General features: G+C 59.1%; 25 protein-coding genes and 2 pseudogenes. 12 read left to right on the top strand and 15 right to left on the bottom strand.

Features of this window, described 5'->3' with window-relative positions:
- Positions 1 to 82: 82 nt before the first annotated feature.
- On the top strand, positions 83 to 325 hold the full coding sequence (locus ACZ89F_RS24210; RefSeq protein WP_476094535.1) for a hypothetical protein: 243 nt from the start codon (positions 83 to 85) through the stop codon (positions 323 to 325).
- 77 nt (positions 326 to 402) lie between these two features.
- On the opposite strand, the gene ACZ89F_RS24205 is transcribed toward ACZ89F_RS24210, so the two are convergent.
- Genes ACZ89F_RS24205 through ACZ89F_RS24195 form a run of 3 tightly spaced genes read right to left on the bottom strand, consistent with a single transcriptional unit; the run spans position 403 to position 3436 of the window.
- Positions 403 to 1233, bottom strand: coding sequence for an ABC transporter ATP-binding protein (locus tag ACZ89F_RS24205; RefSeq protein ID WP_476097355.1), 831 nt, complete (start codon positions 1231 to 1233; stop codon positions 403 to 405).
- Positions 1233 to 2015 carry an ABC transporter permease gene (locus ACZ89F_RS24200; protein ID WP_476094534.1) on the bottom strand — a complete coding sequence of 261 codons (783 nt, stop codon included), beginning with the start codon at positions 2013 to 2015 and terminating at the stop codon, positions 1233 to 1235. The genes ACZ89F_RS24205 and ACZ89F_RS24200 overlap by 1 nt, the downstream gene beginning before the upstream one ends.
- Positions 2016 to 2023: 8 nt before the next feature.
- Positions 2024 to 3436: an ABC transporter substrate-binding protein gene (locus tag ACZ89F_RS24195; RefSeq protein WP_476097354.1), complete on the bottom strand. Its 1413-nt coding sequence runs from the start codon at positions 3434 to 3436 to the stop codon at positions 2024 to 2026.
- 318 nt (positions 3437 to 3754) lie between these two features.
- Between ACZ89F_RS24195 and ACZ89F_RS24190 the strand changes: the two genes are divergently transcribed.
- Entirely contained in the window at positions 3755 to 4165 is a 411-nt protein-coding gene (locus tag ACZ89F_RS24190; protein ID WP_476094533.1) for a Crp/Fnr family transcriptional regulator, read from the top strand.
- Between the two features lie 7 nt (positions 4166 to 4172).
- Entirely contained in the window at positions 4173 to 4562 is a 390-nt protein-coding gene (locus ACZ89F_RS24185) for a Crp/Fnr family transcriptional regulator (RefSeq protein WP_476094532.1), read from the top strand.
- Between the two features lie 23 nt (positions 4563 to 4585).
- Here the strand turns inward: ACZ89F_RS24185 and ACZ89F_RS24180 are convergent, their stop codons facing one another.
- From ACZ89F_RS24180 to ACZ89F_RS24130, 11 genes and pseudogenes are all read right to left on the bottom strand, one after another.
- Positions 4586 to 5542 (bottom strand): HEAT repeat domain-containing protein, encoded by a 957-nt coding sequence (locus ACZ89F_RS24180; RefSeq protein ID WP_476094531.1) that lies wholly within the window; start codon positions 5540 to 5542, stop codon positions 4586 to 4588.
- 1 nt (position 5543) lies between these two features.
- Positions 5544 to 5777, bottom strand: coding sequence for a 4Fe-4S dicluster domain-containing protein (locus ACZ89F_RS24175; protein WP_135909587.1), 234 nt, complete (start codon positions 5775 to 5777; stop codon positions 5544 to 5546).
- An 11-nt stretch (positions 5778 to 5788) separates the two neighbouring features.
- On the bottom strand, positions 5789 to 7525 hold the full coding sequence (locus ACZ89F_RS24170) for a fumarate reductase/succinate dehydrogenase flavoprotein subunit (RefSeq protein ID WP_476094530.1): 1737 nt from the start codon (positions 7523 to 7525) through the stop codon (positions 5789 to 5791).
- A gap of 9 nt (positions 7526 to 7534) precedes the next feature.
- Positions 7535 to 7822, bottom strand: coding sequence for a gamma-butyrobetaine hydroxylase-like domain-containing protein (locus ACZ89F_RS24165; protein WP_476094529.1), 288 nt, complete (start codon positions 7820 to 7822; stop codon positions 7535 to 7537).
- Positions 7823 to 8363: 541 nt separating this feature from the next.
- Positions 8364 to 9604 (bottom strand): annotated as a pseudogene (locus ACZ89F_RS24160) (MFS transporter); the annotation flags it as partial.
- A 381-nt stretch (positions 9605 to 9985) separates the two neighbouring features.
- Positions 9986 to 10831: an alanine racemase gene (locus ACZ89F_RS24155; protein ID WP_476094528.1), complete on the bottom strand. Its 846-nt coding sequence runs from the start codon at positions 10829 to 10831 to the stop codon at positions 9986 to 9988.
- Positions 10828 to 11259, bottom strand: coding sequence for a ParB N-terminal domain-containing protein (locus ACZ89F_RS24150; protein ID WP_476094527.1), 432 nt, complete (start codon positions 11257 to 11259; stop codon positions 10828 to 10830). The genes ACZ89F_RS24155 and ACZ89F_RS24150 overlap by 4 nt, the downstream gene beginning before the upstream one ends.
- Positions 11260 to 11964: 705 nt before the next feature.
- On the bottom strand, positions 11965 to 12279 hold the full coding sequence (locus ACZ89F_RS24145; RefSeq protein WP_476094526.1) for a pyridoxal-phosphate dependent enzyme: 315 nt from the start codon (positions 12277 to 12279) through the stop codon (positions 11965 to 11967).
- Positions 12227 to 12772 carry a pyridoxal-phosphate dependent enzyme gene (locus tag ACZ89F_RS24140; protein WP_476094525.1) on the bottom strand — a complete coding sequence of 182 codons (546 nt, stop codon included), beginning with the start codon at positions 12770 to 12772 and terminating at the stop codon, positions 12227 to 12229. The genes ACZ89F_RS24145 and ACZ89F_RS24140 overlap by 53 nt, the downstream gene beginning before the upstream one ends.
- A gap of 223 nt (positions 12773 to 12995) precedes the next feature.
- Entirely contained in the window at positions 12996 to 16526 is a 3531-nt protein-coding gene (locus ACZ89F_RS24135; RefSeq protein ID WP_476094524.1) for a molybdopterin cofactor-binding domain-containing protein, read from the bottom strand.
- On the bottom strand, positions 16523 to 17032 hold the full coding sequence (locus tag ACZ89F_RS24130) for a (2Fe-2S)-binding protein (RefSeq protein WP_476097353.1): 510 nt from the start codon (positions 17030 to 17032) through the stop codon (positions 16523 to 16525). Before ACZ89F_RS24130 ends, ACZ89F_RS24135 begins: the two co-directional genes overlap by 4 nt.
- A gap of 439 nt (positions 17033 to 17471) precedes the next feature.
- On the opposite strand from ACZ89F_RS24130, the gene ACZ89F_RS24125 reads away from it, so the two are divergent.
- From ACZ89F_RS24125 to ACZ89F_RS24085, 9 genes are all read left to right on the top strand, one after another.
- A complete protein-coding gene (locus ACZ89F_RS24125) occupies positions 17472 to 18788 on the top strand; it encodes an MFS transporter (RefSeq protein WP_476094523.1) in 1317 nt (438 codons plus the stop codon).
- A 756-nt stretch (positions 18789 to 19544) separates the two neighbouring features.
- Entirely contained in the window at positions 19545 to 20675 is a 1131-nt protein-coding gene (locus tag ACZ89F_RS24120; protein WP_476094522.1) for an FAD-dependent monooxygenase, read from the top strand.
- A complete protein-coding gene (locus ACZ89F_RS24115; RefSeq protein ID WP_476094521.1) occupies positions 20672 to 21535 on the top strand; it encodes an alpha/beta fold hydrolase in 864 nt (287 codons plus the stop codon). The genes ACZ89F_RS24120 and ACZ89F_RS24115 overlap by 4 nt, the downstream gene beginning before the upstream one ends.
- The gene (locus ACZ89F_RS24110) at positions 21532 to 22284 is read left to right on the top strand and encodes a maleate cis-trans isomerase family protein (RefSeq protein ID WP_476094520.1); all 753 of its coding nucleotides are present in this window, start codon (positions 21532 to 21534) and stop codon (positions 22282 to 22284) included. The genes ACZ89F_RS24115 and ACZ89F_RS24110 overlap by 4 nt, the downstream gene beginning before the upstream one ends.
- 10 nt (positions 22285 to 22294) lie before the next feature.
- On the top strand, positions 22295 to 22939 hold the full coding sequence (locus tag ACZ89F_RS24105; RefSeq protein ID WP_476094519.1) for an N-carbamoylsarcosine amidohydrolase: 645 nt from the start codon (positions 22295 to 22297) through the stop codon (positions 22937 to 22939).
- A 147-nt stretch (positions 22940 to 23086) separates the two neighbouring features.
- Entirely contained in the window at positions 23087 to 24118 is a 1032-nt protein-coding gene (locus ACZ89F_RS24100; protein ID WP_476094518.1) for a 2,5-dihydroxypyridine 5,6-dioxygenase NicX family protein, read from the top strand.
- Between the two features lie 367 nt (positions 24119 to 24485).
- The gene (locus tag ACZ89F_RS24095) at positions 24486 to 24929 is read left to right on the top strand and encodes a MarR family winged helix-turn-helix transcriptional regulator (RefSeq protein ID WP_476094517.1); all 444 of its coding nucleotides are present in this window, start codon (positions 24486 to 24488) and stop codon (positions 24927 to 24929) included.
- 145 nt (positions 24930 to 25074) lie between these two features.
- Positions 25075 to 25215 carry a hypothetical protein gene (locus ACZ89F_RS24090; protein WP_476094516.1) on the top strand — a complete coding sequence of 47 codons (141 nt, stop codon included), beginning with the start codon at positions 25075 to 25077 and terminating at the stop codon, positions 25213 to 25215.
- A gap of 65 nt (positions 25216 to 25280) precedes the next feature.
- Positions 25281 to 25772, top strand: coding sequence for an isochorismatase family protein (locus tag ACZ89F_RS24085; protein ID WP_476094515.1), 492 nt, complete (start codon positions 25281 to 25283; stop codon positions 25770 to 25772).
- A gap of 47 nt (positions 25773 to 25819) precedes the next feature.
- Here ACZ89F_RS24085 and ACZ89F_RS24080 read toward each other — a convergent pair.
- A pseudogene (locus ACZ89F_RS24080) lies at positions 25820 to 25921 on the bottom strand (IS630 family transposase); the annotation flags it as partial.
- Positions 25922 to 26169: the final 248 nt, after the last annotated feature.

Genomic DNA, 26169 nt, shown 5'->3' with positions numbered 1-26169 from the left:
TGTTCTGTGGCTTGCGCCACATCACTTTGGCACATTGCGATGCCGTTAGGGGAGGACGGCAACCACCCCATCTGCCAAGGTCGTGCGCGCCTTCGTCAAGGGCGCGCACTTCGGCTCCGACGAGGCCAATCGCCAGGCAGTCTTCGAGCTCTGGTCGAAGGCCGGCCTGCCGGTCGACAGCTTCGAGGCCGATTTCAAAGACGAGCGCCTGGCGCACCGCCTGTCGCCCGTCGTCGTGACTTCGAAGCGGCATCTCAGCCTCATTAATGGGGGTGTCGCAGTCCTGGCCAGCAGCCGCCCTGGTTTGAACCGTCCCAAGCCGTAGGCTATAGATTCCCGAGTTCATGAACCGTTGAGGTCTTCCAGCGCGGGTGGGGCTGTCGAGACTCCCTCGACACTCACTCATAATCCCAAGGGAGAAAGCCGGGGCAAAGTATCCCCTCGCCTGTCGCTGTGAAGAAGTTGCAGGCAATGCTGTTTCAGGCGCATGAACTCGCCCGAGGCGATGATCTCAGTCATGCGCGGTCTCTCGAAAGGTACGGTGATTTCCTCGTAGATCCGGCCGGGCTGCGCCTGCATGACGATAATCCGGTCGGCAAGCAGCAGGGCTTCGTCGATGTCGTGGGTGACAAATAGAATCGTCTTGCGGAATTGCTCCCAGATGTCGAGCAGCAATTCCTGCATTCGCAACCGTGTCAGGGCATCGAGCGCCCCGAAGGGCTCGTCCATCAGCAGCAACCGTGGCTGGTTGACGAGAACGCGGGCGAGCTCGACGCGTTGCTGCATGCCGCCGGACAGCTGACCCGGATAGCGACCAGCAAAGCCGTTCAGGCCGACGAGATCGAGCATTTTCTCCGCCTCGAGACGCCGCTGCCCGCGCTTGACGCCGCGCATCTTGAGGCCGAAAGCGACGTTGTCACGCGCATTCTTCCATGGAAACAGCGTGTGGTGCTGGAAAACGATACCGCGTTCCGGATGGGGGTCTTTTACGGGGTGTCCGTCGACCGAAAGGACGCCGGCAGCTGGCTTGATATGTCCCGCCAAGGCGCCGAGCAGGGTGGACTTCCCGCAGCCGGATGGCCCTAGAAGACAGACGAATTCGCCGGGAGAGACTTCGAAGCTCGCATCAGTGACGGCTTCGAACGCACTGCTGCCGTGACCGAGCCGGATCGAAACATGATTGGCCTCGATACGGCCCGTTGCCGCGCGAAAGCTGCACTGATGGGTGTTCATCATTTGCCGTCCTTCGTGTGCCATGGAAGAAGCACCGCCCCTGCCGCTCGCAAGAGGGCGCTGCTTCCCATGCCGAACAGCCCGATCAGGATCATGCCGACGATGATTTCAGGATAGTTTTGCAGTGTGTAGGATTCCCAGGTATAGTAACCGATACCGAACTGGCCGGAGATCATCTCGGCGGTGACGAGACAAAACCACGACGTGCCCATGCCGATGACCAGGCCCGTGACGATGTTCGGCGCCGCGCCTGGAATAATGACTTCCAACAGCATCGCGGTCCGGGTGCTCCCCAGGCTGCGCGCGGAGGCGATCAGCCTTGGATCGACGTTTTCCACGCCATGGACGGTGTTGAGCAAGATCGGAAACAATGCGCCCGTAAAGGTGATGAAAATCATCGACAGTTCCGAGGACGAAAACATCAGAACCGCAAGCGGAATCCAGGCGACGGCCGGGATCGGCCGCAGGAGCTCAAGCGGGGCTTGTAGGATATCCGCGAGCCACCGTGAGCGACCGATGACGAGGCCAAGCCCGATACCGATCACGGCGGCGATGCCATAGCCAGCCAGAACCCTTTCCAGGCTGCTCGAAATATGGGCAAAGAACTTGGGCGAGCGCAGGAAATCCAACGCCGCCGACACGACATCCAAGGGCAATGGCACATTCTCGAACGTGATAATGCCGAGATTCAGCTTGAGGCTCGATGCCATCTGCCAAAGAATGAGGCAGATGGCGAGGGATCCGGCCCGGCGCAACCAGCGCCCAAGGTGGACAGGGGTCATGGCCAGGCTCAGTTGCTGGCCATGATCGAGGCCTTGGCGGCAGCGAAATCCAGCACCTTGCCACCATGATCCTTGGCCCATTTCTCGGCGTTTTCCTTCAGCAGGAAGGCGCTGACTTCGCCGCCGTCGGCACGCACGAACCAGGCCTGATTGCCGAGCAGCTTGATGCCGCTGTCACGGTCCTGCGCATAAAACACCCGGACCGGCTTCCCCTCACTTTCAACGGCCTTAAGCGCCTTGAATGCGTTCTGCGGCGACGCATAGTGTCGGACGAGCGGCTCACCCTGGACCCAGATCTCAGCAACGCGTTTGGGGTCGCTGATCACTTCACCGGTGGCGGCATCGTTGGCATTCAAAGGCAGCTGGGCATAGTTCTTGAGCGCGGCATCATAGTCGAGCCCAGACGCCTTGAATGCCGCCTTTATGAACCGGTCATCGACAAAGCTGTTCACGTCGAGCGACTGGTCGGTCTTTTTCAGGAGCCTCAGGGTGTCTATCGCAGTGTCGACAGCCTGGCGGTATTCCGGTTTCCATGTGAGATCACGGGTCTGAAGCCCGAGCGGTCCATGGAACAGGTATTCGACCTCGGCTTCGACGCCCGTCACCTTGGCGATCAGCTCACTGTACTTCTCCGGCTCCCTAGCGATCAACTGATCGGCCTCGATTAAAGCTCGAAGATAGGCAACAACGATCTCGGGATATTTTTCAGCATAGTTGGCCTCGACCAGGGCACCGTGGAAAGTGGGCGTCTTTGCCTGGAATCCGTCATAGATCTTGCGGGCGAAGCCGCGCCAGGGGAAGAGTTCGGCAAATGGGACAAAATCGGCGTGCGCCTCGATCTGGTTTGCCTGGAGGGCCGCGCCGGCGACTTCAGGCGCCTGGGTGACGATCTTCACGTCGCTTTCGGCATCCCAGCCCTGAGCCTTGACGGCCCGCAGCAGCATGCCGTGCGAGGTCGATGCGAATGGAACGGAGATGGTCTTGCCTTTGAGCTCCGAGAGGGACTGGATGGGCGAAGCGGTCGGCACCACAACGCCGTTGCCGCTGCCGTTCACGCTGCCGGACAGCACTGTGATGAACAAGCTCCTTCTTCCGGCCTTGATATGGGCGAGACCGTTGAAAGAGCCGGGGAAATCCGCCATCACCCCGAAGTCAAGCTTGCCGGCGATCTGCTCATTGGTGATCGGCGCGCCACTCGTAAAGTTCTTCCACTGAATATCATAGGTGACGTCCTTATAATTGCCGTCGTGCGGCAGGTATTTGTCGAGCAGCTTCAACTCACGGATCAGCAATCCGCCCGTGGCGGTATTGATGGTGGTGTCCTGCGTTCCGATGGCGACGCGGATGGTTTCGGCATTCGCGGTAGAAGCGAATCCGGCCGCCATAAGGGCAGTGGCAGCCAAACGTATGCGAACATTCATGGTCCTACCTCGTGATCTGATCGCCGGCATTCGGCGTTATTTGCTGACTCGGAGGCGCTTGCCAAACCGCTGTCCCGCGAATTTATGTGACCGCCGGGCTGAAGCCATAAGCAATTAGTTGCGCGGCTTCCGAGCCGATCTCGGTCTCCCGCAGTCCGCACGTGCTAAATACCTGGTCTAAAACAATGGGTTATGCTGGCGCCGTCGAACTTGGGGGACAAAAATCATCTAAGCCAAGCGTGAAAGGCGCAATCATATTCCTTCTTCGTCTATAGGATTCATATACTTTCACGTTTTCACCACGAGGAGGAGCCGGAGATGAGCCTCGAAATGCTTTCAACCGATCTCGAAGCCAAGCGTAAGCAACATGAGCCGGCGCTCGAATTGCCCGAGCGGGTCGTTCTTCCTGGCGATCGGGCACTTTTTCTCAGCGAAAGCGTGGAAGGGCTCGACGACGGCGCGCATTTTCTCGATGCCCTGACATTAGAAGAGTGGGCGAAACTCAGGGCGCATGGCCGACGTCTCGCTTTTGCAACCGGTCAGGCGATCTTCATCCAGGGCGACAGACACGGTGGCATTTTCATCATCGAAAGCGGCAAGGTTCACGTCTTCTACACGGCACCGTCAGGACGCGAAATCACTCTCGCCTACTGGACAGCGGGGCATTTCATTGGCGGTCCCGAAATGACCGGCGGTGGAATCCATATCTGGTCCGGAGAAGCATTTTGAATGCCGGATGCTGTTCATCCCGGCCAATGCGTTGAAAAAGCTCGTCGTCGAGCTCCCGAATTTCGCGCTCTGTCTTCTGCAGGGGCTTGCAGCGAAGGGCAGATGCTATTCGGCGATGGCTCAGATGCTCGGCACGCGTTCGGTGATCGAACGACTGGCGCAGTTCCTGATGAATCTCGGCAACCTTCATGGCGTGCGCGACGGACGGGCAATCGTCATCAATGCCAAGGTGACGCATGACCAGATTGCGGCCATGGTCGGCTCCACACGCCAATGGGTGACGATGATGATGAAGCGCTTCCAAAAGGAAGGGCTGGTGACGGTGACGCCGCGCCATATCCGTATCGAACGCCCTCACACGCTGATGGAAATGGTTTCGAAGCGCGCGGCGGGGTGAGGCCGCGCTTCGGCTTCCCCTAACTAACCGAGCCGCGTTAGCGCCCAGCGAACGGTCTTGCGCACGTCGGGATCGGCGTCGCCGATATGCGCCATGAGAGCATCCCGCGACGATGGATCGGCGATTTCACCGAGCGCCGCCGCAGACTCTTTGCGCAGTGAGGCCATGTCGCTCGTCAACAGCTCGGAAATCTGCCATATCGCTGATTGTGCCTTGAGCTTGCCGAGCGCATTCAGGCATTTTTGCCGAACCTGCCAGTATTCATCGGAAAGGCCGTCCGTCAGCCCGTCAACGGCTGAGGTCTGACCGATGCGGCCGAGCGATTCGGCCGCCGCGGCCCGCACCTGCCAGTTCTCATCGTCGAGAGCAGCCGTCACGGCAGCCGCTGCGGCGGGCTGGCTCGTGAACGACAAGGCGTTGACCGCAACGGACCGAACGGTGACATCGGCATCGCGCGTCGTGGCGATCAGGGAAGGCAAGGTCTCTTCCAGCTTGAGATAGGCAACGACGCCGAGCGCCTGCGCGCGCACATTGGCATCTTCATCCCGCATTGCTGCCAGAGCGGGGCCGAGTGCCCCACGCGAACGCAACGCTTTCAGCCCGCGAAAACCCGCAGCCCGGACGAAGGCGCGTCCATGAACGACGAGCGGCAGAATGGGTTCAGCCGCCGCTGGATCCTTCAGTTCAGCAAGGCTATCGGCTGCCGCCTGGGCCACCGTCAAATCCTGATCCGCCGCCAGACGGGCAAGGCCAGCAGCCGCCTCAACGGCGTCGAACTCGGACAGTGCAATCGCCAGCTGCAAACGCACTGTCGCGTCGGGGTCGGCAACTGCGGTCAGGAGATGCGGCAGCACATCCGCGCTCGCCGTCTCGGCAAGGTCGATCACGGCAAGCCGTCGCACGGCCGCGTCTGCATCGTTCAGACGCTCGCCAATTTCGTCGATGTCGCCAAAATCTTCGAAGGGATCGAATGCCGTCATGTCAGCGCAACAGATAGGGGATGTTGACGGTTACAGCGCCGGTCGGGCAATCCTTCTCGCACGGCATACAGTACCAGCACTCGTCGAATTTCATATAGGCTTTGCCAGTGAGATCGCTGATGCGCAGGACATCCAGCGGGCAGACCTCGACGCAGACCGTGCAACCCTTGTCGGCGATGCATTTTGCCTCGTCCACGACGACGGGAACGGTGGTGGGTGAAAGCGCAAGCGGCATGTTTTTCCTCGTCAGGCGTGATTGGAAACGCGCAGCCGGTCATAGGCCGTCCGCTCCTCGTTCTCGATCGGAACGATGTAGGGTTGAATGGCCCGCTTCTCAGAAACCATTCGGCAGTCGACCTTGCGCAGAAGTGTATGGCAGAACCAGTTGGCGTCGTCCTTCTCCGGATAATCGACGCGGTTGTGATAGAGCCCCCAGCGGCTCTCCGTGCGGAAGAGCGAGGCATGGGCCGCCATGTCGGCGCAGTCGAGAATGGACGACACTTCGAGCGAACGCATCAGCTCATGCGCGTCGCGTGTGATTAGGGCGGATTCGAGATCATCCCTGAGCTCCGCGAGCCGCGCCTGGCCGATCCGCATCCTGGCCGTCACCTTGGGCGGCTGTAGATAGTCGTTGACCAGCCGCCGGGCCTTGTATTCCAGCTGGTTGGGCGGGATGCCGTCCTCGCGTCGTGTCGGCGCAAGCACGCGTTCTCGCTCCAGCCTGACCAGATCGCTGTCGAAGTGCGGCAGATCACTTTCGAGTGCGACTTGGGCTGCGTGTTCGCCCGCAATCCCGCCATTCGTGAAGGCGCCGAGCATATAGTTGTGCGGCACGCTCGCCATGTCGCCCGCGGCGTAGAGCCCCGGCACCGTGGTCCGGGCGAATTCATCGACGAAAACGCCCGACGCGCTGTGACCCGCACAGAAGCCGATTTCGGAAATGTGCATTTCGATCATATTTTCGCGGTAGTCGGTGCCCCGCGCCTGGTGGAACCTGCCGCGTGACGGGCGCTCGACCTTGTGCAGGATCTCTTCGATCTCGCCGACCGTGTCGGCATGAAGGTGGTTGAGCTTCAGGAACACTGGCCCCTTGCCAGACTGTAGTTCGTTGTAGAACTCCTGCATCATCTGTCCCGACCAGTAGTCGCTTTCGATGAAGCGATTGCCTTGACTGTTGGCTGTATAGGCTCCGAACGGACCGGCAACGTAAGCGCAAGCCGGGCCGTTATAGTCCTTGATCAGCGGATTGATCTGATAGCATTCGAGATTCGCGAGCGCGGCACCCGCATGGTAGGCCATGGCATAACCGTCCCCGGAATTGGTCGGATTCTCATAGGTTCCGAAGAGATAGCCGGAATGCGGCAATCCGAGCCGGCCCGCCGCGCCCATGCACAGGATCACGGTCTTGGCACGCAGCACCAGGAATTCAGCCGTGCGCGTGTTCACAGCAGTGGCGCCCGCGATCCTGCCGTCGTTGGCGGTCAACAGGCGCGTTGCCATGAAGCGGTTGGAGACCAATATCCTTTCGCGCCTGATCTGCCGATAGAGCGCCTTCTTGACGGTGTCGCCATTCGGCATTGGCAGCACATAGGTTCCGAGATGGTGGACCTTCTTCAGATCGAAATCGCCATTGGCGTTCTTCTGGAAACGGATGCCGAAACCGTCAAGTTCCTGGATGACGTCATAGCAGCGCGAGGCATATTTGAAGACCGGCGCCTGATCGACAACGCCGTCGTTGGCGATGGTGATCTCCTTGGTGTATTGCTCGGGCGTCGCATAGCCTGGGACGACGGCGTTGTTCAGCCCGTCCATGCCCATGCAGATAGCTCCGGAACGCTTCACATTGGCCTTTTCGAGCAGGACGACTTTCAGAGCGGGATTTTTCTGCTTCGCCTTGAGCGCCGCCATTGGTCCCGCCGTGCCGCCGCCGATCACCAGCACGTCGCAGGTGACTTCCGATAACCCTTCGACAAAATTATCCATTCTCGTTCCTCAAGCATCAGAATCCGCGATTTCGCGCAAATAGCTCCAGGGATAGATGCCCCGGTCGTGCCCATCGGAGAAAATCAGACGTACGGCATATGAACCGATCGCCTCTGCGCTCGTCACGGTGACGGTCTCGAACGAATGTTCGTTGCCCTCGATGTCAGCCCGCACCTGCTGTGCCGCCCGGCTGCGCGCCCGCAGCATGGACGCGGGGATGAGCGAAACCGCACCGTCATCCCATGTAACGGAAAGAAGGCTGCGCGTGGCAGTGATCTTGAGTTCAAGAGGTATCACGGCGTCCCCCGATGGTTCGCCGCATCTTAGAAACTAGCGAAACATGGACACGCAATAAATTGCCTGCGGCCAGCATGCTGTTGAAACCGCGATGGTCCTGCTTGCCGTGGAAAGCCTGGGCTCTGCGTCGGGCACTTAGCTATGCGGCGCTCATTGCCCAAAGCTTCTTTGATACCCTCGTAATAGGCTGGCCCTTAGTCTAGGAAGGCCTTCTCTGTCCCCTTTACTGTTTGTTGAGTATATTGCGTCACGCTCATGAACGGACATGATGGTATCTCGTACATGGCCAAGGCCCCGGCGACCGACCCAGCGCCGGGGCCTTTTTACAGCTGCCGTTTCGGGCAGCCGACGAGGCATCGTCCGTCGCTGTCTGTCTATTGGCAAATCCGGCACTGACCAGCGCGTTAAGTGTGGTTCCGATCCTGCGATGATATTTCACCACACCGTTGGCAAACCACTCGGTGCGACGCGGCGGACGTCTTGGATCTCGTTTACGCTTGCATGGGATCGACGCCGACTTGTCGATTGATCCCGCTTGCGGGTCGCTCGGCCGCTCAATCGAAAGCTTGGTGCGAGGTGGAAGCTCTCCCACATGCAACTCGAGGAGACGCTGATCCAGTTTCTTGTCCGCCGCTGTGAGGCGATGGTTCAGGCGAAGGTAGTCCATCCAGGTCGGCGTGCGGAATGTCTCTGTCCATGCAACGGCTCCTGCAGATCGCGCTGTAGGTTCCAATGCCGGGCACCGACGCGGCTCTGCACTCGGCGTCGTTCCCGCATCTGGTCCAGGAAAGCTTCGACATTGTTCTCCGGTATTGAGTACTCGATTTTGACGACGATCGGGCCGCTTCTCCACTTCGAGTCCAGGGCGAGCTCTGGCGTTTCGAAGGCAGAAGGGTCTAGGTCAGACTCTTTCCATTGCCGAATGGGGAGCAGGAACCCGGTGGCGGCAACCAACAGGAGAGCGCCAGCCGAGCTTTCCAGCGCCAATGTGAGCGAATAGTTCTCAGCCACCATACCCAACTGCCAGCTGCCGGCCGCGATGCCGCCTGCCGAGAGGGCAGAGTAAATCGAGAGCGTGCGACCAACGACCCACCGCGGGCCCGACAACTGCACGCTCACGTCAAGCCCCGTCCAGGTGACGACCCAGCCCGCGCCGCCGAGCGCCAAAGCCATAGTCACCACCGCGAGTGAAGGAGTGAAAGTAAGAGCCAGGCAGCACGCCGCGCAGGCTATGCACGCCAGTGTTGTCAGTCGCTCCTGTGACAGCGACCGCCTCAGCACGTTGTTGCAGATGCCGGCGCACAAAGCGCCCGCCCCATAGCCGGCCATCAGGATACCATAAGCGATTGGCCCTCCCCCAAGCTGATCGCGGGCGACCAGAGGCAGCAGCGCCAGTATCGAGATGCTGGCCAAACCGAAAAGCGCTCCCCGCGCGATTGCCGCCTTGATCTCCCCCGACAATGCCGTGAAGCGCGCCTCGTCATGAATGGCAGTGGTCAATGGCTCACCGGGAAGAGGCGAAGAGCCAACACTCCATTTGCAGCGCCCTATGGCCCACAGCATCGAGAGGTAGGTCAGCGTCGCCAGAGCGAATGCTGTCAAAGGTCCTGAGGACGCGATAATGATGCCGCCGAGCGCCGGACCGATGCTTCGCACCGCGTTGTAGCCGACCGAGATCAGCGTCACCGCGGCCGGAACCTCGCGTTTTCGCAGGATGTCGCCGACCGACGCGTGCCAAGCCGGATCAGTAAACGCGGCGCCGCATCCGGCCAAACAGCGGAGCGCCTCGGTCTTCGCGGGGCCACGGGAAATGTGAGCCACCGATTGCAAAGCACATCCTCGTCCAGGCAGCTGTGGCCGGCCAGATAGGCCCGCACGGGTTTTGACATGGCGGACGGCGGTGTGACCGGCACCAGGATGGGGTCGACCAGGAATTCGGATGCGAACCAGGTTTCGCAGGCGCTAAAACTGCTGCCTTTGACAAAAATGACGCAAGTGTCGGAACTGAGGGCCTTCACTCTTGAGACCCGGAAGATGGAAATGGCCGTCTGATCTGCCAATGCACGCCCCGGCTCCAGTCCCAAAACCAATCCCTCATCCGCAAAATACCCGGCGATGCTGCGGCCTTTGGGCATCGGCGCATGCAAGAACTGGCGCAGCCAGTCAGTCGCCGAAAGCGCCGCCATAGGTGTAGAAGGAGCCCGGGACCTTTCCGGTCCGGTAGTCCCCGGGGACCTGTGCCTTCAGATGCGCCTGATTGGCCAGGTGATCGACATACTGAACTGGCAACCCGCCGCCGATGTTGATCACGCGCGGAGCAAATCCCCTCGCCCGGCTTTCGGTAATCAAGCTGGCGGCTTCCCTCAACGCTGCCGCGCGGGACTCCCAGCGATAGCCGCTGACGTGAAAATGCAGCCCGTCGAAGCGCAGCCTGCCTTCACCAGAGATGCGCGACAGACAATGCTGTATAGCGTCCGCTGGCATGCCGAAGCGGCTCATGCCCTGTTCCGTCGGGCGCAAGCGGAGCAGGATCGGCTGCACCACTTGGCCCACTGACAAGCAGCTCACAAGGTCCTCAAGCTCTTCCGGCGAGTCCACCGATATCAGAGCGCTGCAGCCAACGAGCTCGCTATGGAATGCCGCCGTCTTTGCCGGGCCTGTCGCCACAAGCCGTGCGCCATCGGCGCCAAGCCGCTTGGCGTCGCGCAATTCGTAAAGGCTCGAGACGTCAATACCGGCGCCGGCGCGGAGCGCCGCCTCCATCAGCCCCGGCGATTTGTTGACTTTCGCCCCGTAATAAACCGCATGCGCCACATCGCTATATGTCAACACGCCCCTCATTGCCGCGAGGTTCTTCTGCAGCTCATCGGGCCAGATCAGATTGAGCGGCGAGCCGTGTCGCGCGACCCATTCCGCAAGATGCTGTGCATCGCGGGCCAACAGTTCAGCCGTCGAGGGCCGCAGAACCGGGGGCAGACCCGCGCCAAGCTTGTGGCAATGCAGCGTCATGACCACGCCCTTGGCGCGCCTGCCCGCATATGGTCTACCCGATCGACGCGGCGCAAGCTTTGCAGCGGGATATTGCAACCGGGAAGGCTTTGGCCAAAAATATGCCGCGTCGTCTTGCAGGGAAATTTTCGGCCGCTTCGGGCCATTGCGAAAATGCACGCGGGAGTGATTATCTCGCCTGCACGCCAGCTCTCCACCCGAACCGTGCCATAGTCCAAAAGGATCACCGGCACCGCCGCAAATCCCAGGCGATAGGCGACGGTCAGCCGGTGATGGCCGTCCATCACGAACAGCGCATCTTTCTGTGCCGTGATCGGGACAGTCCAGCAGCCCGCCTGCAGGATCTGCGCCTGCAGCTCAGCAACCCTGGAAGGATTTACCTCCTCAGTGGGGGTTAAACGCGCCGGGGATAGGAGGCAATATTGCATCTTGGCCAGCCTGTTCTCGCAAAATGTCAGGGCTGGCTTTCTTGACTAACTGAGTCATGATTTAGCTGGCAGGGCCTCTACAATCAGTTGAATGCCGGTCGTCAATGCGTCCCAAGCGCGTCGCGGAATGCTTACAGATCGACTCCGCGAAACGCATTAAGCTGAGGTGTTAAGCCGCCGCGCTCACCTCGAAATGAGCCGGCGCTCCAGATCGACATTCAAGGCGCCGTAGGGATTGGTGTGGGAATAAATCAATGGAGTAAGCCCACGATAGTCTGCTGGCGCCATGGGCGCCGACCAGGCCGGCTCGTGGGACGACTGGCCAGTCCGCGAACATTCGCGTCTCGCGATGCCAACAGCAAGTTGGCTCATGCCCATGCGAGTCCCTGCCGAACCGGGACGAATCCACGCCAGGCCTACAGCGTTGGCCCGATAATGACATTTTTGCTCACCGTACGGTGGTCCTAAAGTGGTGTTGTTTCGGCAAGACGCTAGTGCATCAAGCCTGCCGATCGCAGGGCATCCTCTATGACTTTTCGTATCCCCGCGGCGGAGTTGGGTTTCTGAGAAGGCGGGAAGTTTGCACGTTTCGCAAAGTGAGGGATTTTGGGAACCCCAACCTTGGGCATCGAGAAAGCGCGTGCGAAACTGGCCACGAGCGCCTCGTCGTCGGCTCTTGCCGGCTTGACCTTCGCATCTCGCTTTTCACCCGACTTCGCTATACCCCGGAAGCGCGCAATATGCCGGCCAAGATGCGCCCCCGAACAGTCCCTCTTCGCGGGCCAGCCGACGCGACATCGCTATCGCATCGGCAGCCGGGATCGGGATGATCTCATCGGCCAGACCGGGTTTCCACAGCGGGACGACATAGCCCATCCCGATGCCCTCGATCAGGTTGGCACCGGGAGTACCACCCGACAGCACCGGCGATTCGGCGGGTTCGACCGCGACGATGCGAATGGCCGGATTATGCAGGTGCAGCGCTTCGGCGGTGCCGCGCGTTGATCCGCCGGTCCCCACCCTGAACAAAGGCGTCGATGCGCCAGTCGGTCTGAGCCCATATCTCATCGCCCAGATCCGCATAGCCGGTCAGAACATCGGCGTTGTTGAACTGATCCGCCCAGAAATGGCCTGGCTGCTGGCTGAGCTGCCGCGATGTCTCGATCAGGGCTGTCACAAGATCCGCCGTGATCTTCTTGTTGTCGCTGCGCAGAAGTCCGAGGTCGGCCCCAAGGGCCTGCATATGCGCCAGCTTCTCTGCGCTGAACGCATCGGAGGAGACCAGCAGACATTGGTAGCCCAATGCGACCGCCACACTGGCCAGCGAGGTTCCGGTGCTGCCGCTGGTGCATTCGACGATCGTATCGCCGGGTTGCAGCTTTGCGGCCTGCGCGGCGCGACGCACGATCGCCAGCGCGGCCCGGTCTTTCATGCTGCCGGTGGGATTGGCCGATTCCACTTTGACCAGCACACGCGCATGGCCCGGCGGCACCACCCGGCGCAGCGGAACCAAGGGGGTATTGCTGAGGGTAGCAATATGGCTGGCGCCGGCGATCAGTCACGTTGATTAGGTCGCAAATCTTTCCGCGATCATCAGCGTCGGCAGGTTTGTGTTAGCGCGCGGGATGGCGGCACTACGGACGCGTCGACGATGGAGAGCCTCATTGCGCTGGCGTGAGGTGTAGGTGCCCATTTGTTGGGACGATGGCAGACAGCGCCGGACGCGAGGTGGCTAGTCAATGACCGCCCTTGGATGCTTGGCTCGCGGCGTCCTCGACGTTTTCCCAAGGAGCCTTATCCGGCGCATACCGGGCACGCAAATATCGGACGAGGGAAGAGACCGTCGCGTCATCCAGGACGTCGCCAAACATTGGCATGCCCATCACCTGATCACTGTTGCCAACGGGCAGAGGAATGCCATGCTTGATCACCTCGATGAGGTTTGTGGGCGACAATCCGTGAAGGTTGCTGTTAAGCGCGAGTGAAGCCAACCCAGTATCGGCCTCATGGCAGACAGAGCACGCGCCTTCGAATACCCGCGCCCCGATCGGCTCTATTTGTGCCGCGTAATCCGCCGAAGGCTTCGATTCGGCAACGACATCTACCGCATTCCGGGCCGTCGCGGTTTCTGGAGTAGCAGCCAAACTAGCAAGATATACCGCCATCGCTCGGATATCAGCGTCAGGAAGTGGAGCAAACGCTTCGATAACATGTGCCATCGGGCCCGCAGCTGAGCCGTGTTCATGTGAGCGTCCTGTTCGAAGATAGTCGTAAAACGCCTGCTCGGACCAGCCGATTGGAGAGTAGGATGATCGATTGAGAGCGGGCGCGTCCCAACCGTCCGCGCTTCCGCCCGAAAGATGAGCGCCACCTTTGGCCTCGGCACCGAGCGCGTTGCGCGGGGAATGGCAGGCCGAACAGTGGCCAAGTCCTTCGACGAGTTCTGCGCCTCGGTTCCACATAGCGCTTTCATTCGGTTTATAAGCGACAGCCGCTTTTGAGAGGAACAGGGCGTTCCAGCCGGCCATCAGAGGACGCATGTTGTACGGGAATCGGAGTTTGGTTGCCGGAGTAGCTTTGCTGGAAGACTTTTGCGCCATGAGGTAGGCGTAGAGCGCCTGCAAGTCCGCTTCGTTTGCTCTGGAAAAGGAGGTGTAGGGGTGTGCAGGATAGAGGTGACGGCCGTCCCGAGCTACCCCTCTGCGCATCGCCCGCTCGAAGGCTGGATAGCTCCAGGCTCCGATCCCGGCATCAGGGTCTGGCGTGATATTGGTAGCGTAGACAACTCCAAAGGGGGTCTCGAGAGCACGACCCCCACCGAATGGCAGCCCGTCTTCGCCAACGTGGCATACGTTGCACGCGCCGACAGCTGCAGCGATCCTCCCGCGTTCAAGCGTAGCCTGAGAAAATACGTTGTGCGCCGGACCCGGGATCGGAGGGATTGGAACGCGCCAGGGAAGAATGGAAGCGCCTGTTGCGATGGCTCCAGCCAAGGAGCCGGCAAGAGGCCAGATCCAACGTTTGCGCAACGCCTTAATCGGGCGTTCGGGTTCGGGCAGCTTATTAGAGTTCAAGGCGGCCCGCACGCGCTCCGGTGTCAGCGGCAGTTCCCTGAACCGAATGCCTGTCGCATCAAAAATAGCATTTGTTATCGCCGCAGCACTTGGGACCGAGGCAGACTCTCCGGAGCCGAGCGGCGGCTCGTCGGGACGGGGGATCATCAAAACGTCAATATCCGGAATGTCAGGGAATTTCAGGATGGGGTATGTCCCCCATTCGAGGCTCGCCACTCCGGTGTCGGAAAACTGGACCTGCTCTTTGAGTACCCGGCTCGTGGACTGGATGACGTTCCCGTGAATCTGATGTTTGACTCCATCGGGATTGATGACTTGGCCGCTATCCTGGCCGCAGACGACGCGGGCGACGACCACTTCCCCGGTGACCTTGTTGACCGCGACATCGGCGACCCACGCTGCCCATGCCGCCGCCTTTCCGGGAAACGGTCCGTGAACATAGACAGCATAGGCGAAGCCCCGGCCATAAAGGATATCTCCGCTGCCGCCATGGGAGAACGGACCTGTATGAGGCTTCCACTCTGCGCGTTCAGCAACTGCCCGGATAAGATCGATGGCGCGTGTGTCGGTCAGATATCTCAGGCGATACTCGATCGGATCCACTGCCGCACTTACCGCCAGTTCGTCGATGAACGACTCATGCGCAAAAGTGTTGGGTAGAGCAGAAACGCCCCTCAACCAGGACGCGCGGGCAATGGGCGGCATGTCGTGCACGGCCACGCGTAAGTTCGAAAACAGGTAAGGCGGAATGGCGGTTCGGTCACCCATCTGACCAACGTCGGCGACGGGAGACACCTTTCCAGTCAGAATCAACGCAAGCGTCGGCGCAAGATTGGACGGGTACCGCGTCTCAAAATCATACGCAGCCGGCCCCCCTTCGGCGTCGAGTGCCCCGCGAACGTCGATGACCTGCGCGGCCCCCTTGGGCTCCCATGCATGCTCCTGCTCCCGCGTAAGTTGGACGCGTACCGGACGGTTGACTGCTCGCGACAGAAGGGCAGCATCAGCTGTTACGTCATCCGAGCAATTCCGCCCATAACAGCCCGCGGCCTCGAATCGTTCGACGGTTACCCTTTGTTCCGGAATGTCAAGAAGTCGCGCCAGATCACCGCGCATGGTGAATGGGTTTTGCGTTCCAGACCAGACAGCAATGGCGTCGTCGCGCCAATCAGCCACAGCACATGACGGACCAATCGAGCCGTGCATTTGATAAGGCCAAACGTAGGTCCTTTCGAGCGGATCGCCGGCATGCTTCAAGGATCGTTCGACATCTCCTTTGTCGATAAGCAGGCGCGGGGTTGCTTTATGGTCCCGCAGCGGCCGCTCGGGAGCGTTGAGATTAGGAATGAGGGGTGGTGCAGCCCAGACCACCTTTAGCTTGTTCATGGCTTCGGCGGCGTGTTCTTCACGATCCGCCACGACGCCCACGAAATCCCCGATGACGACTACTGAGATAAGCCCGGGGACGTCTTCCACCGATGTTTCATCTACGCGAACGAGACTGGTGCCGACGTGCGGCCCGGCATCGAAACCCGTATAGGGCGGACGAACGACGCGCCCGTGAACCATCCCAGGGAGACGAACATCATGGACGTAATTGAAGGCTCCCGTGGCCTTCAGAGGTATATCCGTCCGTGCTCTCTGCCGCCCGACGATCGTATAGTCACCGGTGGCTTTGAGCGAGACATTGGGGTCGATCGTCAGGCGTGCGGATTGTCCGGCAATCAGGTCCTGGTATGACACGAAAAGGTTGTCAGTACCGCCACTTGCGGCGCGAGTAACACGGACCGCACCATTATCGGCAACAAGCTGATCCTGTAGGACACCGAGTCGCGCCGATGCCTGAGACATCAGGAACTGGCGAGCTGTTGCTGCTGCCTGTCGAAGGGGGATCGCCGAAACCTGAATGGTTTCGCTGGCAATCGTGGCGCCCTGGTTTGGCGCGCTAGCCGTTGAACCGAGCACCATCGAGACCGCTTCAAAGGGAACTCCCAGCTCTTCCGCGACAATCTGGGCAAGAGCTGTGCGAATACCGGTGCCCAGATCAACCTTGCCACTGAAGGCGGTGACAGATCCATCATGGTCAACGGCGAGGAAAAGTTCTCTTTCACCGCTGTCGGTGAGGCGGAAGACAAGAAGTGAGTCAGGATCCGCACTATACTGTTCTGGCGAGCGGCTATATAGCGGATTCATCGGGCTTTCCTTTTGGAGCTTTCGCCTCGCGAAGCCATCGGACAGCTCGAAACAGCCCGCACTGCGTTGATGATTTCTATGTGCGTGCCGCAGCGGCATAGATGATGGCGCAGCGCCTCTCGGATGGCGGACTCATCAGGATAAGCATTTCTTTTCAAGAGAGCCACAGCGGCGATTATCATGCCGTTCATGCAATAGCCGCACTGCGCAGCTTGATGTTCAACGAAGGCCGCCTGAACCGGATGAAGAGCAGCATCCGAGCCTAGACCTTCCAGAGTCGTAACCTGTCGGCCGTTCATGGACCCGAGCGGCACGGTGCACGAGCGGACGGCAGAGCTTCCGACCAGGACCGCGCAGGCGCCGCACTCGCCGCGCCCGCAACCATACTTGGGACCGTTCAGGCGCAGGTCGTTCCGCAGGATGTAAAGCAGCGGGGTGCAGGGATCGCCGACGAACTGATGTTCGCGACCGTTGACTTCGAACGTGACTTCGACCGACTTTTTTATCATTTGGCTACCACGTCAATGAGGAGCCACCATTACAATCGCGCAGACCCCGACAAGGTTCACAAAAGCGTATAAGCTATTAATCTCTCAAAGACAGCATTTGTCAACAAGGAAGAGGTGTAGCTCTGAAGCCCAGTTTTCCGCTTCCAATTCGCCCCCGGCATTGCTGCACTGCAAGATGTTTTTTTCTTGCCTTCTCAACATTAAAGTGCCTACGCTATTTCTCGACGTTTTTTTGAAACGCGCCTGGCCATCACATCGCTCCGCTGCACAGGGTCGGAATCTTGCAGGAAGCGGCACAACAAGCGCCCGGACAAGAAGCCTCGGCAAAGAGGACGTCAAGCGACACCAACTCAAGTGTGATCCGTTCATCCGGGTCGTCGAGACTAGCGTCTACGAAGCGCGGCGGTCGAACCACCTACCCAGAGGGATAAAGAAAATGACACAGGCACTCATCTCAGTCGAACAGGGAATCCGATCCGCCGGGGTCGGAAAATTCCAGCGACGATTGTTCCTCATATTCGGCCTTGTATGGGCCGCCGATGCAATGCAGGTCCTTGCAATCGGGTTCAGCGCACCATCCATCGCGGCGAGCTTTGGCGTGACGGTACCCCAGGCACTTCAAACCGGCACGATGTTCTTTGTCGGAATGCTGCTGGGCGCATTCTTCTTTGGCCGACTGGCGGACCGGATCGGTCGCCGTCCCGTGCTTTTGACGGCGGTTTTGATCGACGCCGTCTTCGGGGTCGCTTCCGCGTTTGCTCCTGACCTGCAATGGCTGCTCATCCTCCGACTGCTCACAGGTATAGGGGTCGGCGGAACGCTTCCCGTCGACTACGCCATGATGGCGGAATTCTTGCCGGCCAACCGCCGTGGTCGCTGGCTCGTCTGGCTGGAATCATTCTGGGCCGTCGGTACCATTATCCTCGCGATCCTGGCGCTGCTCGCCGGATCTCAGGGCGGAGAAGCCTGGCGCACGATTTTCTTCGTTACGGGAATCCCCGCTCTCATCGGCATTTTCGTACGCTTCTATGTTCCGGAATCGCCCTTCTACTTGAATCAACAAGGACGTTCCGGAGAAGCGCGCGCCGTGCTCCAAAAGATGGCCAGGAAAAACGGCTCTAAAGCCGAGATCGGCCAGCTGACACCGGGCCGGGTGGAAAAGAAATCGGTGCTCGCACTTTTTTCTCGGCAGTTGTTGCGTCGCACGATACTTCTGTTCGCCGCTTGGTTTACGATCTCGCTTTGCTACTACGGCGTGTTCGTATACTTACCCATCCGATTGTCCATTGAAGGGTTTGGCTTTATGCGAGGCCAATACTTTCTCGTACTGATTGCATTGGTTCAGATCCCAGGCTTCGCTCTCGCCGCTTACGGCGTCGAGAAATGGGGCCGAAAACCGACCCTTATCGGGTTCTTGCTGCTCAGCGCCGTCGGGTGCCTTATCTACAGCTTGGGCCAGGACGCGTTTATCGTGGTCGGCGCGACCCTTCTTATGAGTTTTGCGCTTCTGGGCACATGGGCGGGCGTTTACGCCTTCACCCCAGAGATCTATCCGACATCCTTGAGGGCGAGCGGTATGGGCAGCGCCGGCGCCATGGCGCGGGTCGGAGGTTTGCTTGCTCCTTCATTGATCGCACCGATGATCACGACAAACTTCACCGTTGCCCTGTTCATGATCTCGGCCCTTCTTGCAGTGGCCGCGGTCTGCGTGTCGCTCATAGACGTCGAGACGAAAAACATGGCCCTGGAATAGGACCGCTGTGAACTCGACTGTTTTTCAGCGAAAACGACAAGAAGCCCTGTCGCGCGTCGGCGGGGCTCAATTGTGCGAAATGGCCGTCGGCCGCACGCAATGAGGCCGTAGAAATTCGCGCCGACTTCATCGCCTGAATTGCCGCGTGCACGTCGGGCCGATCTTTCCCCCCCCCCACGGCGGAAGCTTCATTGATCCCCGCGGCAAGAAAGAGAGGCCGGCGGTGAGGCGACCTAAAGAGTGAACGCTTCTCCTGCAAAGGACGAGAAAGTCTGCCGCGGCACCATCTGGAACTCTTGGAAGGCAGGTCGGTGATGGTGCTCGGGAGTGACCTTCTGGCAGTGCCGTCAGGAACCTTGTCGACTGAAGCGCAACGGCAAGTGTGGCAAGATGACTGGGCGTGTGATTGCAGATTGAGCGTGCGGCCTGAACCTGCCACCGCTAGTCCGCCCTGAAAACTGAATATCGGTGCCTGTCGAAAATGATCTTTCGGTCTTGTATTAAAAAGAAAAGAGTGTACACTCCTTTTTCAGTTCTGGACGAAAAACTATGCGGGTGGCTGCCGTCGGCAGAGGACAGTCCCACAGCGTCAGCGGGACCGAAGGATTGGCGTGATACGCCGGCGAGCAAATTGCCTCACTCTTTCCCGGCGCAACCGCTGGAATCCACAGTATGGAATGGCGGACACGAAAAAAACCGGGCCAATTTTCAGTCTATACGCTATTGTTATGAGCATCTTGATCTAAGGAGTGTGCCGTGACTAAGAAACAAACAAAAATCGCCGTCATCGGGGCCGGGCTCGGAGGCGCGGCAGCAGGCGCGTTGCTGCAGCGCGCTGGTTTTCAGGTCGATGTATATGAACAGGCTCCTGTGTTTACGCGGCTCGGCGCCGGCATCCACATGGGGCCGAACATCCTCAAAATCTTCGAAAAGATCGGGATTGCGAAACAGCTCGAGGCGATCAGCAACAAGCCGTCACATTGGTACAGCCGCGACGGCTTGACTGGTGAGTATCTGTCCCGAATTCCGTTGACGGGCTATGGCGCAACCTATTGCACGGTGCACCGTGGTGACCTTCATGCGCTCCAAATCTCGGCTATCGATCGGGTCGGCCTACATTTCGGCAAGCGCCTCAAGTCCCTCGATGACAACGGAAGCAACGTCCATCTGGAATTCGAGGACGGCACATCGGCCGACGCTGATATCGTGGTGGGCGCCGACGGGATCAATTCGCGCGTGCGCGAAGTTCTGTTGGGTGCGGAAAAGCCCAATTACAGCGGATGGGTTGGTCACAGAGCCCTGATCTCGGGTGAAAAGCTGAAGAAATACGATTTGCATTTCGAAGACTGCGTGAAGTGGTGGGGACCGGATCGGCACATGATGGTGTACTACACCAACCGCAGCGAGTATTATTACGTTACTGGCGTACCGCATCCAGCCTGGGATTTCGACGGTGCCTTCACTGGCAGCTCCCGCGAGGAGATGTTTGAAACTTTCGCCGGCTACCATCCGGTCGTTCAAGCGCTCATTGAGAGCACCGACACGGTCACGAAGTGGCCGCTTTTCAACCGGAACCCGCTCCCGCTTTGGAGCAGAGGGCGATTGGTGCTTCTCGGCGACGCATGTCACCCGATGAAGCCGCACATGGCACAAGGTGCCGCGATGGCAATCGAGGATGCTGCCGTCCTTACACGCTGCCTTTCGGAAGTCGGACCCACGGACTATCGCACCGCGTTCGCGCTCTATGAGGCCAGCCGTCGCGACCGTGCTACGCGTGTGCAGACAGTATCCAATGCAAACACCTGGCTCCTCAAGCAGGAAGATCCATCCTGGGTCTACGGCTACGATGTTTATGCCGAACCGTTGAAGATTGAGTCGGCAGCATGAGTAGGCGATTCCTTTACGGTGGAAACGTCCGGGCGAATGGCATCCGGCAGCACTATCTGCGTTACGGCGGCCGAGGTCCACAGCTCGTCCTTATTCCCGGGATTACCAGTCCGGCGATAACCTGGGAGTTCGTCGCGGAACGGCTTTCTCAGGACTACGACGTGTTCGTTGTGGACGTGCGCGGTCGGGGCCTGTCCTCGACCGGTCCGGACCTCAAATATGATCTCGACACGATGGCTCGGGACCTGCGCGCCTTTGTAGCCGCGCTGGACCTCGGCAATCCCATCGTGTTGGGACATTCCATGGGTGCCCGGATTGCAATTCGCGCGACGACCTTGGGCGAAAGTAACTTTGCAAGGATCATTCTGGTCGATCCGCCGGTTTCGGGTCCAGGCCGCAGAAGCTACCCTAGTCAGTTGCCTTGGTACGTCGACTCGATCCGGCTTGCCGAAAAAGGCATATCTCTGGAAGAAATGCGGAAGTTCTGTCCGAGCTGGACGGAAGAGCAACTGAGGCTCCGCGCCGAATGGCTGCACACTTGCTATGAGCCCGCGATCGTGGACGCGTTCAATGGCTTTCACGAAGACGACATCTTCCCCGATCTGCCGAAGCTCACTCTTCCAACGCTTCTGATCGTCGCCGGAAAGGGCGGCGTCATTCAGGAAAAGGACGAGGAAGAGATCCTATCGTTGAACTCCGCCATCGAGATCGTACGTGTTCCGAACGCGGGCCACATGATCCCTTGGGACGATTTCGAAGGGTTCTTCCAGGCTATCGGACGGAGCCAGTTGAAGGTCACGACAAATTCGCTAGACGGCCAGCGCCACGGCGGTCAAAATTGGGAGGAAACGCCCCTGTGAAAAATTTGTACCGCGTCGGGCAGATTGTCCCGAGCTCGAATACGACGATGGAAACCGAAATTCCCGCCATGCTGACCTTGCGTCAGACGATCCGGCCGGAGCGCTTCACCTTCCATTCGAGCCGGATGCGCATGAAGACGGTCAAGAAGGAAGAGCTCGCCGCGATGGACGGCGAGTCGGATCGCTGCGCCATTGAACTGTCGGATGCCCGGGTCGATGTTCTCGGCTACGCCTGCCTGGTCGCGATCATGGCAATGGGGCTAGGCTATCACCGCAAATCGGAAGAGCGCCTGAAAAATCGCACCATCGAAAACGGCGAGAACATTCCGGTGGTGACAAGCGCCGGCGCCCTGATCGAAGGCTTAAAGGTTATTAAGGCGAAGCGTCTGGCTATCGTTGCGCCCTACATGAAACCGCTTACTGACCTCGTCGTGAACTACATTCGCGAGGAAGATTTTGAGGTCAGGGATTGGCGAGCTCTCGAAATTCCCGATAATCTCGATGTGGCTCGGCACGATCCAAACAACCTGCCGGCGATCGTCCAGTCCATGGATCTGAGCGATGTCGACGTGATCGTGCTTTCTGCGTGTGTGCAGATGCCGTCACTGCCGGTCATCGCCAAGGTGGAGGCGCTAACAGGCAAGCCGGTGGTCACGGCGGCCGTGGCAACGACCTACTGCATGCTGAAGACACTTAATCTCGAGCCAATCGTTCCCGGCGCGGGGGCCCTTCTGTCGGGCGCGTATTGAGGACAGGACGATGCAAGACGCTTCCACGAACTACCAGGGTGTCTGGGGAAATCGCATAGGATTTGGAAAGAAGCCTGCGCTTCTCGTGATTGACTTTCTGAAAGCCTACACGACCCCGGGCGCCCCGCTTTACGCACCCGGTGTGGTGGAGGCCGTCCGGAAGGCACCGGGTTTGATCTCGGCTGCGAGGAACCATGGCGTCCCGGTCATCCATACACGCATTCTCTACTTTGCCGAGAATTGCGCCGATGGGGGCGCCTGGGTGAAAAAAGCGCCCGTCATGAAGGCGATGATCGAGGGCAACATGGTCGCTGAATTTTGTGACGAGGTCCAGCCGACTGGCGGCGAACTTGTCATCACAAAACAGTATGCGAGCGCGTTCTTCGGAACGAGTTTGGCATCCTATCTCCACGCCGCAGGTGTCGACACGGTCGTCCTGGCGGGATGCTCGACGAGTGGGTGCATCCGAGCGACTGCCGTCGATGCCGTGCAGCACGGATTTCACACCATCGTTGTTCGTGACTGTGTGGGTGACCGTCACCCTGACCCGCATGAGGCGAACCTCTTCGATATCGATAGCAAATACGGTGATGTTATCTCCATCAATGAGACCCTTGCGGCGTTTGCCAGGGCCGAAACCGAGGTGGGCCACTGATGATTGTCGGAAAGAAACGACGAGCACACGCGCCTAGTAGTCCCGCCGCTCAGGCTGTCCCAAGCAATCGGCCAATCTGTCGCCAAAGGCCAGTTTTCGGCGTTACCATGAGAAATTCTTGAAGCAACAAGAGAGGAGACGTCTGTCATGGACCATACGAGTTTCACCGAGATTTGCCTGCATCAGTTGAAGATGTCGGGTGTGCACGAGGGTGAGAAGCTTGTTGTCCTTACTCAGGGCAATGAGCGGCTCGACTATGCTGACGCATTTCTCGCCGCCGGCCAAAGGCTGCGGGCGAACATGTATCATATGCGTCTTCCCGCTCCCCTCCCGACCGGCGGCTGGAATGTCGGGCAGACGGGGCTGGCGGCGATGCCAGAGGCGGTCGAGGCGTTGAAGAATTGTGACATGCTGATCGACTGCATTTTCCTCCTCTTCTCGCCCGAGCAGATGGCGATCCAGGCCGCTGGAACGCGTGTCCTGACGGCCGTTGAGCCGCCGGAGCTTCTCGCGCGCATGCTCCCCTACAAGGAACTGCGCGAAAAAGTCGAAGTCGCCGGCGAGCGACTCGGCAAAGCCAAGGTCATGCGGATCACGTCCCCACATGGAACCGAAGTGACCTACAAGCTCAACACATATCCCGCGGTTACCGAATACGCCTGCACGGACGAGCCTGGGCGCTGGGATCATTGGCCGTCAGGCTTTGTGTTCACCGGCGGCGACGACGACGGCGTTGATGGCCAGATCGTTGTAGCGCCGGGCGATATTCTGCTGCCGCAAAACATCTATGTTCGTGAGCCTATCATTTACACGATCAAGAACGGCTGGATTGAAGATATTCGCGGTGGTCTCGATTGCGAGCTCGTGAAGGGTTACATGGAAAGCTTCAATGACAAGCGCGGCCTTGGGATGAGCCACGTCGGTTGGGGGATGAACCCCCATGCCAAGTGGCATCGCCTGGTTCCCGGCGAGTTCCCAGGTGGTATGGGCATGGAGCCGCGCAGCTTCTACGGCAACGTGATGTTTTCGACCGGGCCCAACAACGAACTCGGAGGTCCCAACGACACCGCCTGCCATCTTGATATCCCGATGCGCAATTGCTCGCTCTTCCTGGATGACGAAGCCATCGTCATCAACGGAGACATTGTCGTAAAAGAATTCCAGCTCCAGCGAGCCTAGTTCTCCAACTGCGGCCCTTCGGGGCCGCTTTTTTGCGAGGTGGCTCGACGTTGTCGACACCATTCCTGAATTATACACTTCGCGTCCCAGACTTCCCGCGGGGAAGCGCCGAAAGTGCATTGGCTCTCGCACCGTATAGCCGGATCGTCGCAAATTCTTTCCATTATATTGCCGAAAGAGTAGCGAGGGCGCTTTTCTTTTTACGACAAATGTGGATTGTGTGCGCCGGAATGCTCTGTTTTGGCTGAGCGAAGCGGGGTTCTGCTCTTTGCGGTGAGTGAAGCCGCTATTTCGATCACGTCGCAGAAGCGGCCGCGGGGATGCAAGTTTCCTCGCCGTTGCAGCGGCTAGTACTGAGGGGAGTCAAATGTCCGCAATACAGCAAAACAAGGACGCCTACGTGGTGACCGAACAGGTCGGACATCTGCTCCGCAAGGCCTACCAGCGGCATCTGGCGATATTTCAAGAAAACGCGATTGATCCAAACCTCACCTCTGTCCAATTTGTCACGCTATGCGTCTTGCGGGAGCAGGGGCCTAGCTCCCAGGCTGAACTGGTCAAGCTAACCGCAATTGATCAGGCGACGATCAGGGGCATTATCGATCGGTTGAAGGCTCGAAAGCTCATAAGTGTAGGGCGGGACGACAGCGACGGACGCAAGGTCATAATGTCGCTCCGGCCCGAAGGCGACGCCTTGGTCGACGAGATGTATGCGAGCGCCCACAAAATATCCGAACTGACCGTCAAGAACCTCAACCCCGCCGAACGTATCGCCTTCAGTTACCTACTGCGCAAAGTGATTGACGAGTGATGCCCCAATGAGCTCGTTCGATGCGATTCATCAGCAGTGACCTCTTCAGATCTTCAGCGTAGTCGCTTCAGATCCGGTTAGCCTTGCGGAGGGAGTAGGGAGGTAAAATGTGTAACCTGCTATACTGCGAAAGAAGGTCCTACGCGTGTCCGAACTGGAAGATGACTATCCTCTCGGATTCACCTCGGCGGACGTCGCTCCTGCGGAGCGGATCAGCCGTCCGGCCTTGATTGTCGTTGATCTTCAGAACGACTTCGTAGTTCCGGGTGCGCCGCAAGGTGCCTGAAGCTCGCGCGACCCTTGCGGTCAATCGAAAGCTGATCAGGTATTTTCGGGCAAACGGAATTACCAGTGATCTTTACGCGGTTCGTTAGCCGTCCGACCGACAAGCACTTCTGGCGGTGGTCGCCTGAAGGCGATCCGAGGGTACGTTGCTGCTGGCTCGGACACACTCGGGTCTACCAGGGACAAGCGGAGCCGAAAGACTGCGTCGCCGTAATCGACGATTTGGCTCCGGAAGAAAGCGATTACATCATCGACACGAACTATTACGGTGCATTCCACGAAACCGATCTTTTGAAGCTCCTCTACGCGCTCGATGTAGGTTCCGTCGTTGTGACCGGAACCGTAACGCAGATCTGCGTCGACCAGACGGCCCGAGAGGCATTCCAGTACGGATTCAACGCGGTCGTTGTATCGGACGCCGTCTCGTCGTCGTCATTAGAACTCGCTTCCTGTGCATTGGAAAATATTCATCGCAAGTTCGGATGGGTCGCTTCTTTAGATGAAGTCATTGCTTGGCTCGATGGCCATCTGGCCGTCCGACAACCTGCAACGTTATAGGTATTTAATCGTCGAAAACGAAGGCGGCCGGACTTGAGTTCGGCAGCTAGCGTGCCGACGGTGTCCCATAGGGCTGCGATTGCGAAGGCGTTTTCGATGGGGTTGAAGTCGGGGCTGTAGGGCGGAAGGAACATCAGCCTCGGACCGGCGTGTGCGGTCGGGATCGGATGTCAGGAGGCTGATGCCGAACCGAGGTCGCAGGCGAGGCGCGGTTCGGGCTTCGGCCAGGGGCTGCGTCATGTCCGGGAGCAACATGACACGGTGAATCAAAACTCCCCTGGAGGCCGGTGAGTTCGGCCTTATCTTTTCCAAGAACGAAGCCTAGACACTTCAAAAAGATGTAAGCAGCCTGGCAAATTTGGATTGAGTTATAGTGCAGACACTGTATCATCAGCGT

The sequence above is a fragment of the Mesorhizobium sp. USDA 3734 genome, assembly GCF_056279665.1.
Note: the sequence above shows the minus strand (reverse complement) of the source record. Positions and strands in the feature narration are given on the sequence as shown.

Excerpts from the sequence above, each read along its gene's own strand:
- ACZ89F_RS24195 (WP_476097354.1), bottom strand. The coding sequence starts at position 3,436 with ATGAATGTTCGCATACGTTTGGCTGCCACTGCCCTTATGGCGGCCGGA.
- ACZ89F_RS24180 (WP_476094531.1), bottom strand. The coding sequence starts at position 5,542 with ATGACGGCATTCGATCCCTTCGAAGATTTTGGCGACATCGACGAAATT.
- ACZ89F_RS24175 (WP_135909587.1), bottom strand. The coding sequence starts at position 5,777 with ATGCCGCTTGCGCTTTCACCCACCACCGTTCCCGTCGTCGTGGACGAG.
- ACZ89F_RS24205 (WP_476097355.1), bottom strand. The coding sequence starts at position 1,233 with ATGAACACCCATCAGTGCAGCTTTCGCGCGGCAACGGGCCGTATCGAG.
- ACZ89F_RS24115 (WP_476094521.1), top strand. The coding sequence starts at position 20,672 with ATGAGTAGGCGATTCCTTTACGGTGGAAACGTCCGGGCGAATGGCATC.
- ACZ89F_RS24150 (WP_476094527.1), bottom strand. The coding sequence starts at position 11,259 with ATGCAATATTGCCTCCTATCCCCGGCGCGTTTAACCCCCACTGAGGAG.
- ACZ89F_RS24095 (WP_476094517.1), top strand. The coding sequence starts at position 24,486 with ATGTCCGCAATACAGCAAAACAAGGACGCCTACGTGGTGACCGAACAG.
- ACZ89F_RS24200 (WP_476094534.1), bottom strand. The coding sequence starts at position 2,015 with ATGACCCCTGTCCACCTTGGGCGCTGGTTGCGCCGGGCCGGATCCCTC.
- ACZ89F_RS24155 (WP_476094528.1), bottom strand. The coding sequence starts at position 10,831 with ATGACGCTGCATTGCCACAAGCTTGGCGCGGGTCTGCCCCCGGTTCTG.
- ACZ89F_RS24190 (WP_476094533.1), top strand. The coding sequence starts at position 3,755 with ATGAGCCTCGAAATGCTTTCAACCGATCTCGAAGCCAAGCGTAAGCAA.
- ACZ89F_RS24185 (WP_476094532.1), top strand. The coding sequence starts at position 4,173 with ATGCTGTTCATCCCGGCCAATGCGTTGAAAAAGCTCGTCGTCGAGCTC.
- ACZ89F_RS24170 (WP_476094530.1), bottom strand. The coding sequence starts at position 7,525 with ATGGATAATTTTGTCGAAGGGTTATCGGAAGTCACCTGCGACGTGCTG.
- ACZ89F_RS24135 (WP_476094524.1), bottom strand. The coding sequence starts at position 16,526 with ATGAATCCGCTATATAGCCGCTCGCCAGAACAGTATAGTGCGGATCCT.
- ACZ89F_RS24125 (WP_476094523.1), top strand. The coding sequence starts at position 17,472 with ATGACACAGGCACTCATCTCAGTCGAACAGGGAATCCGATCCGCCGGG.
- ACZ89F_RS24105 (WP_476094519.1), top strand. The coding sequence starts at position 22,295 with ATGCAAGACGCTTCCACGAACTACCAGGGTGTCTGGGGAAATCGCATA.
- ACZ89F_RS24100 (WP_476094518.1), top strand. The coding sequence starts at position 23,087 with ATGGACCATACGAGTTTCACCGAGATTTGCCTGCATCAGTTGAAGATG.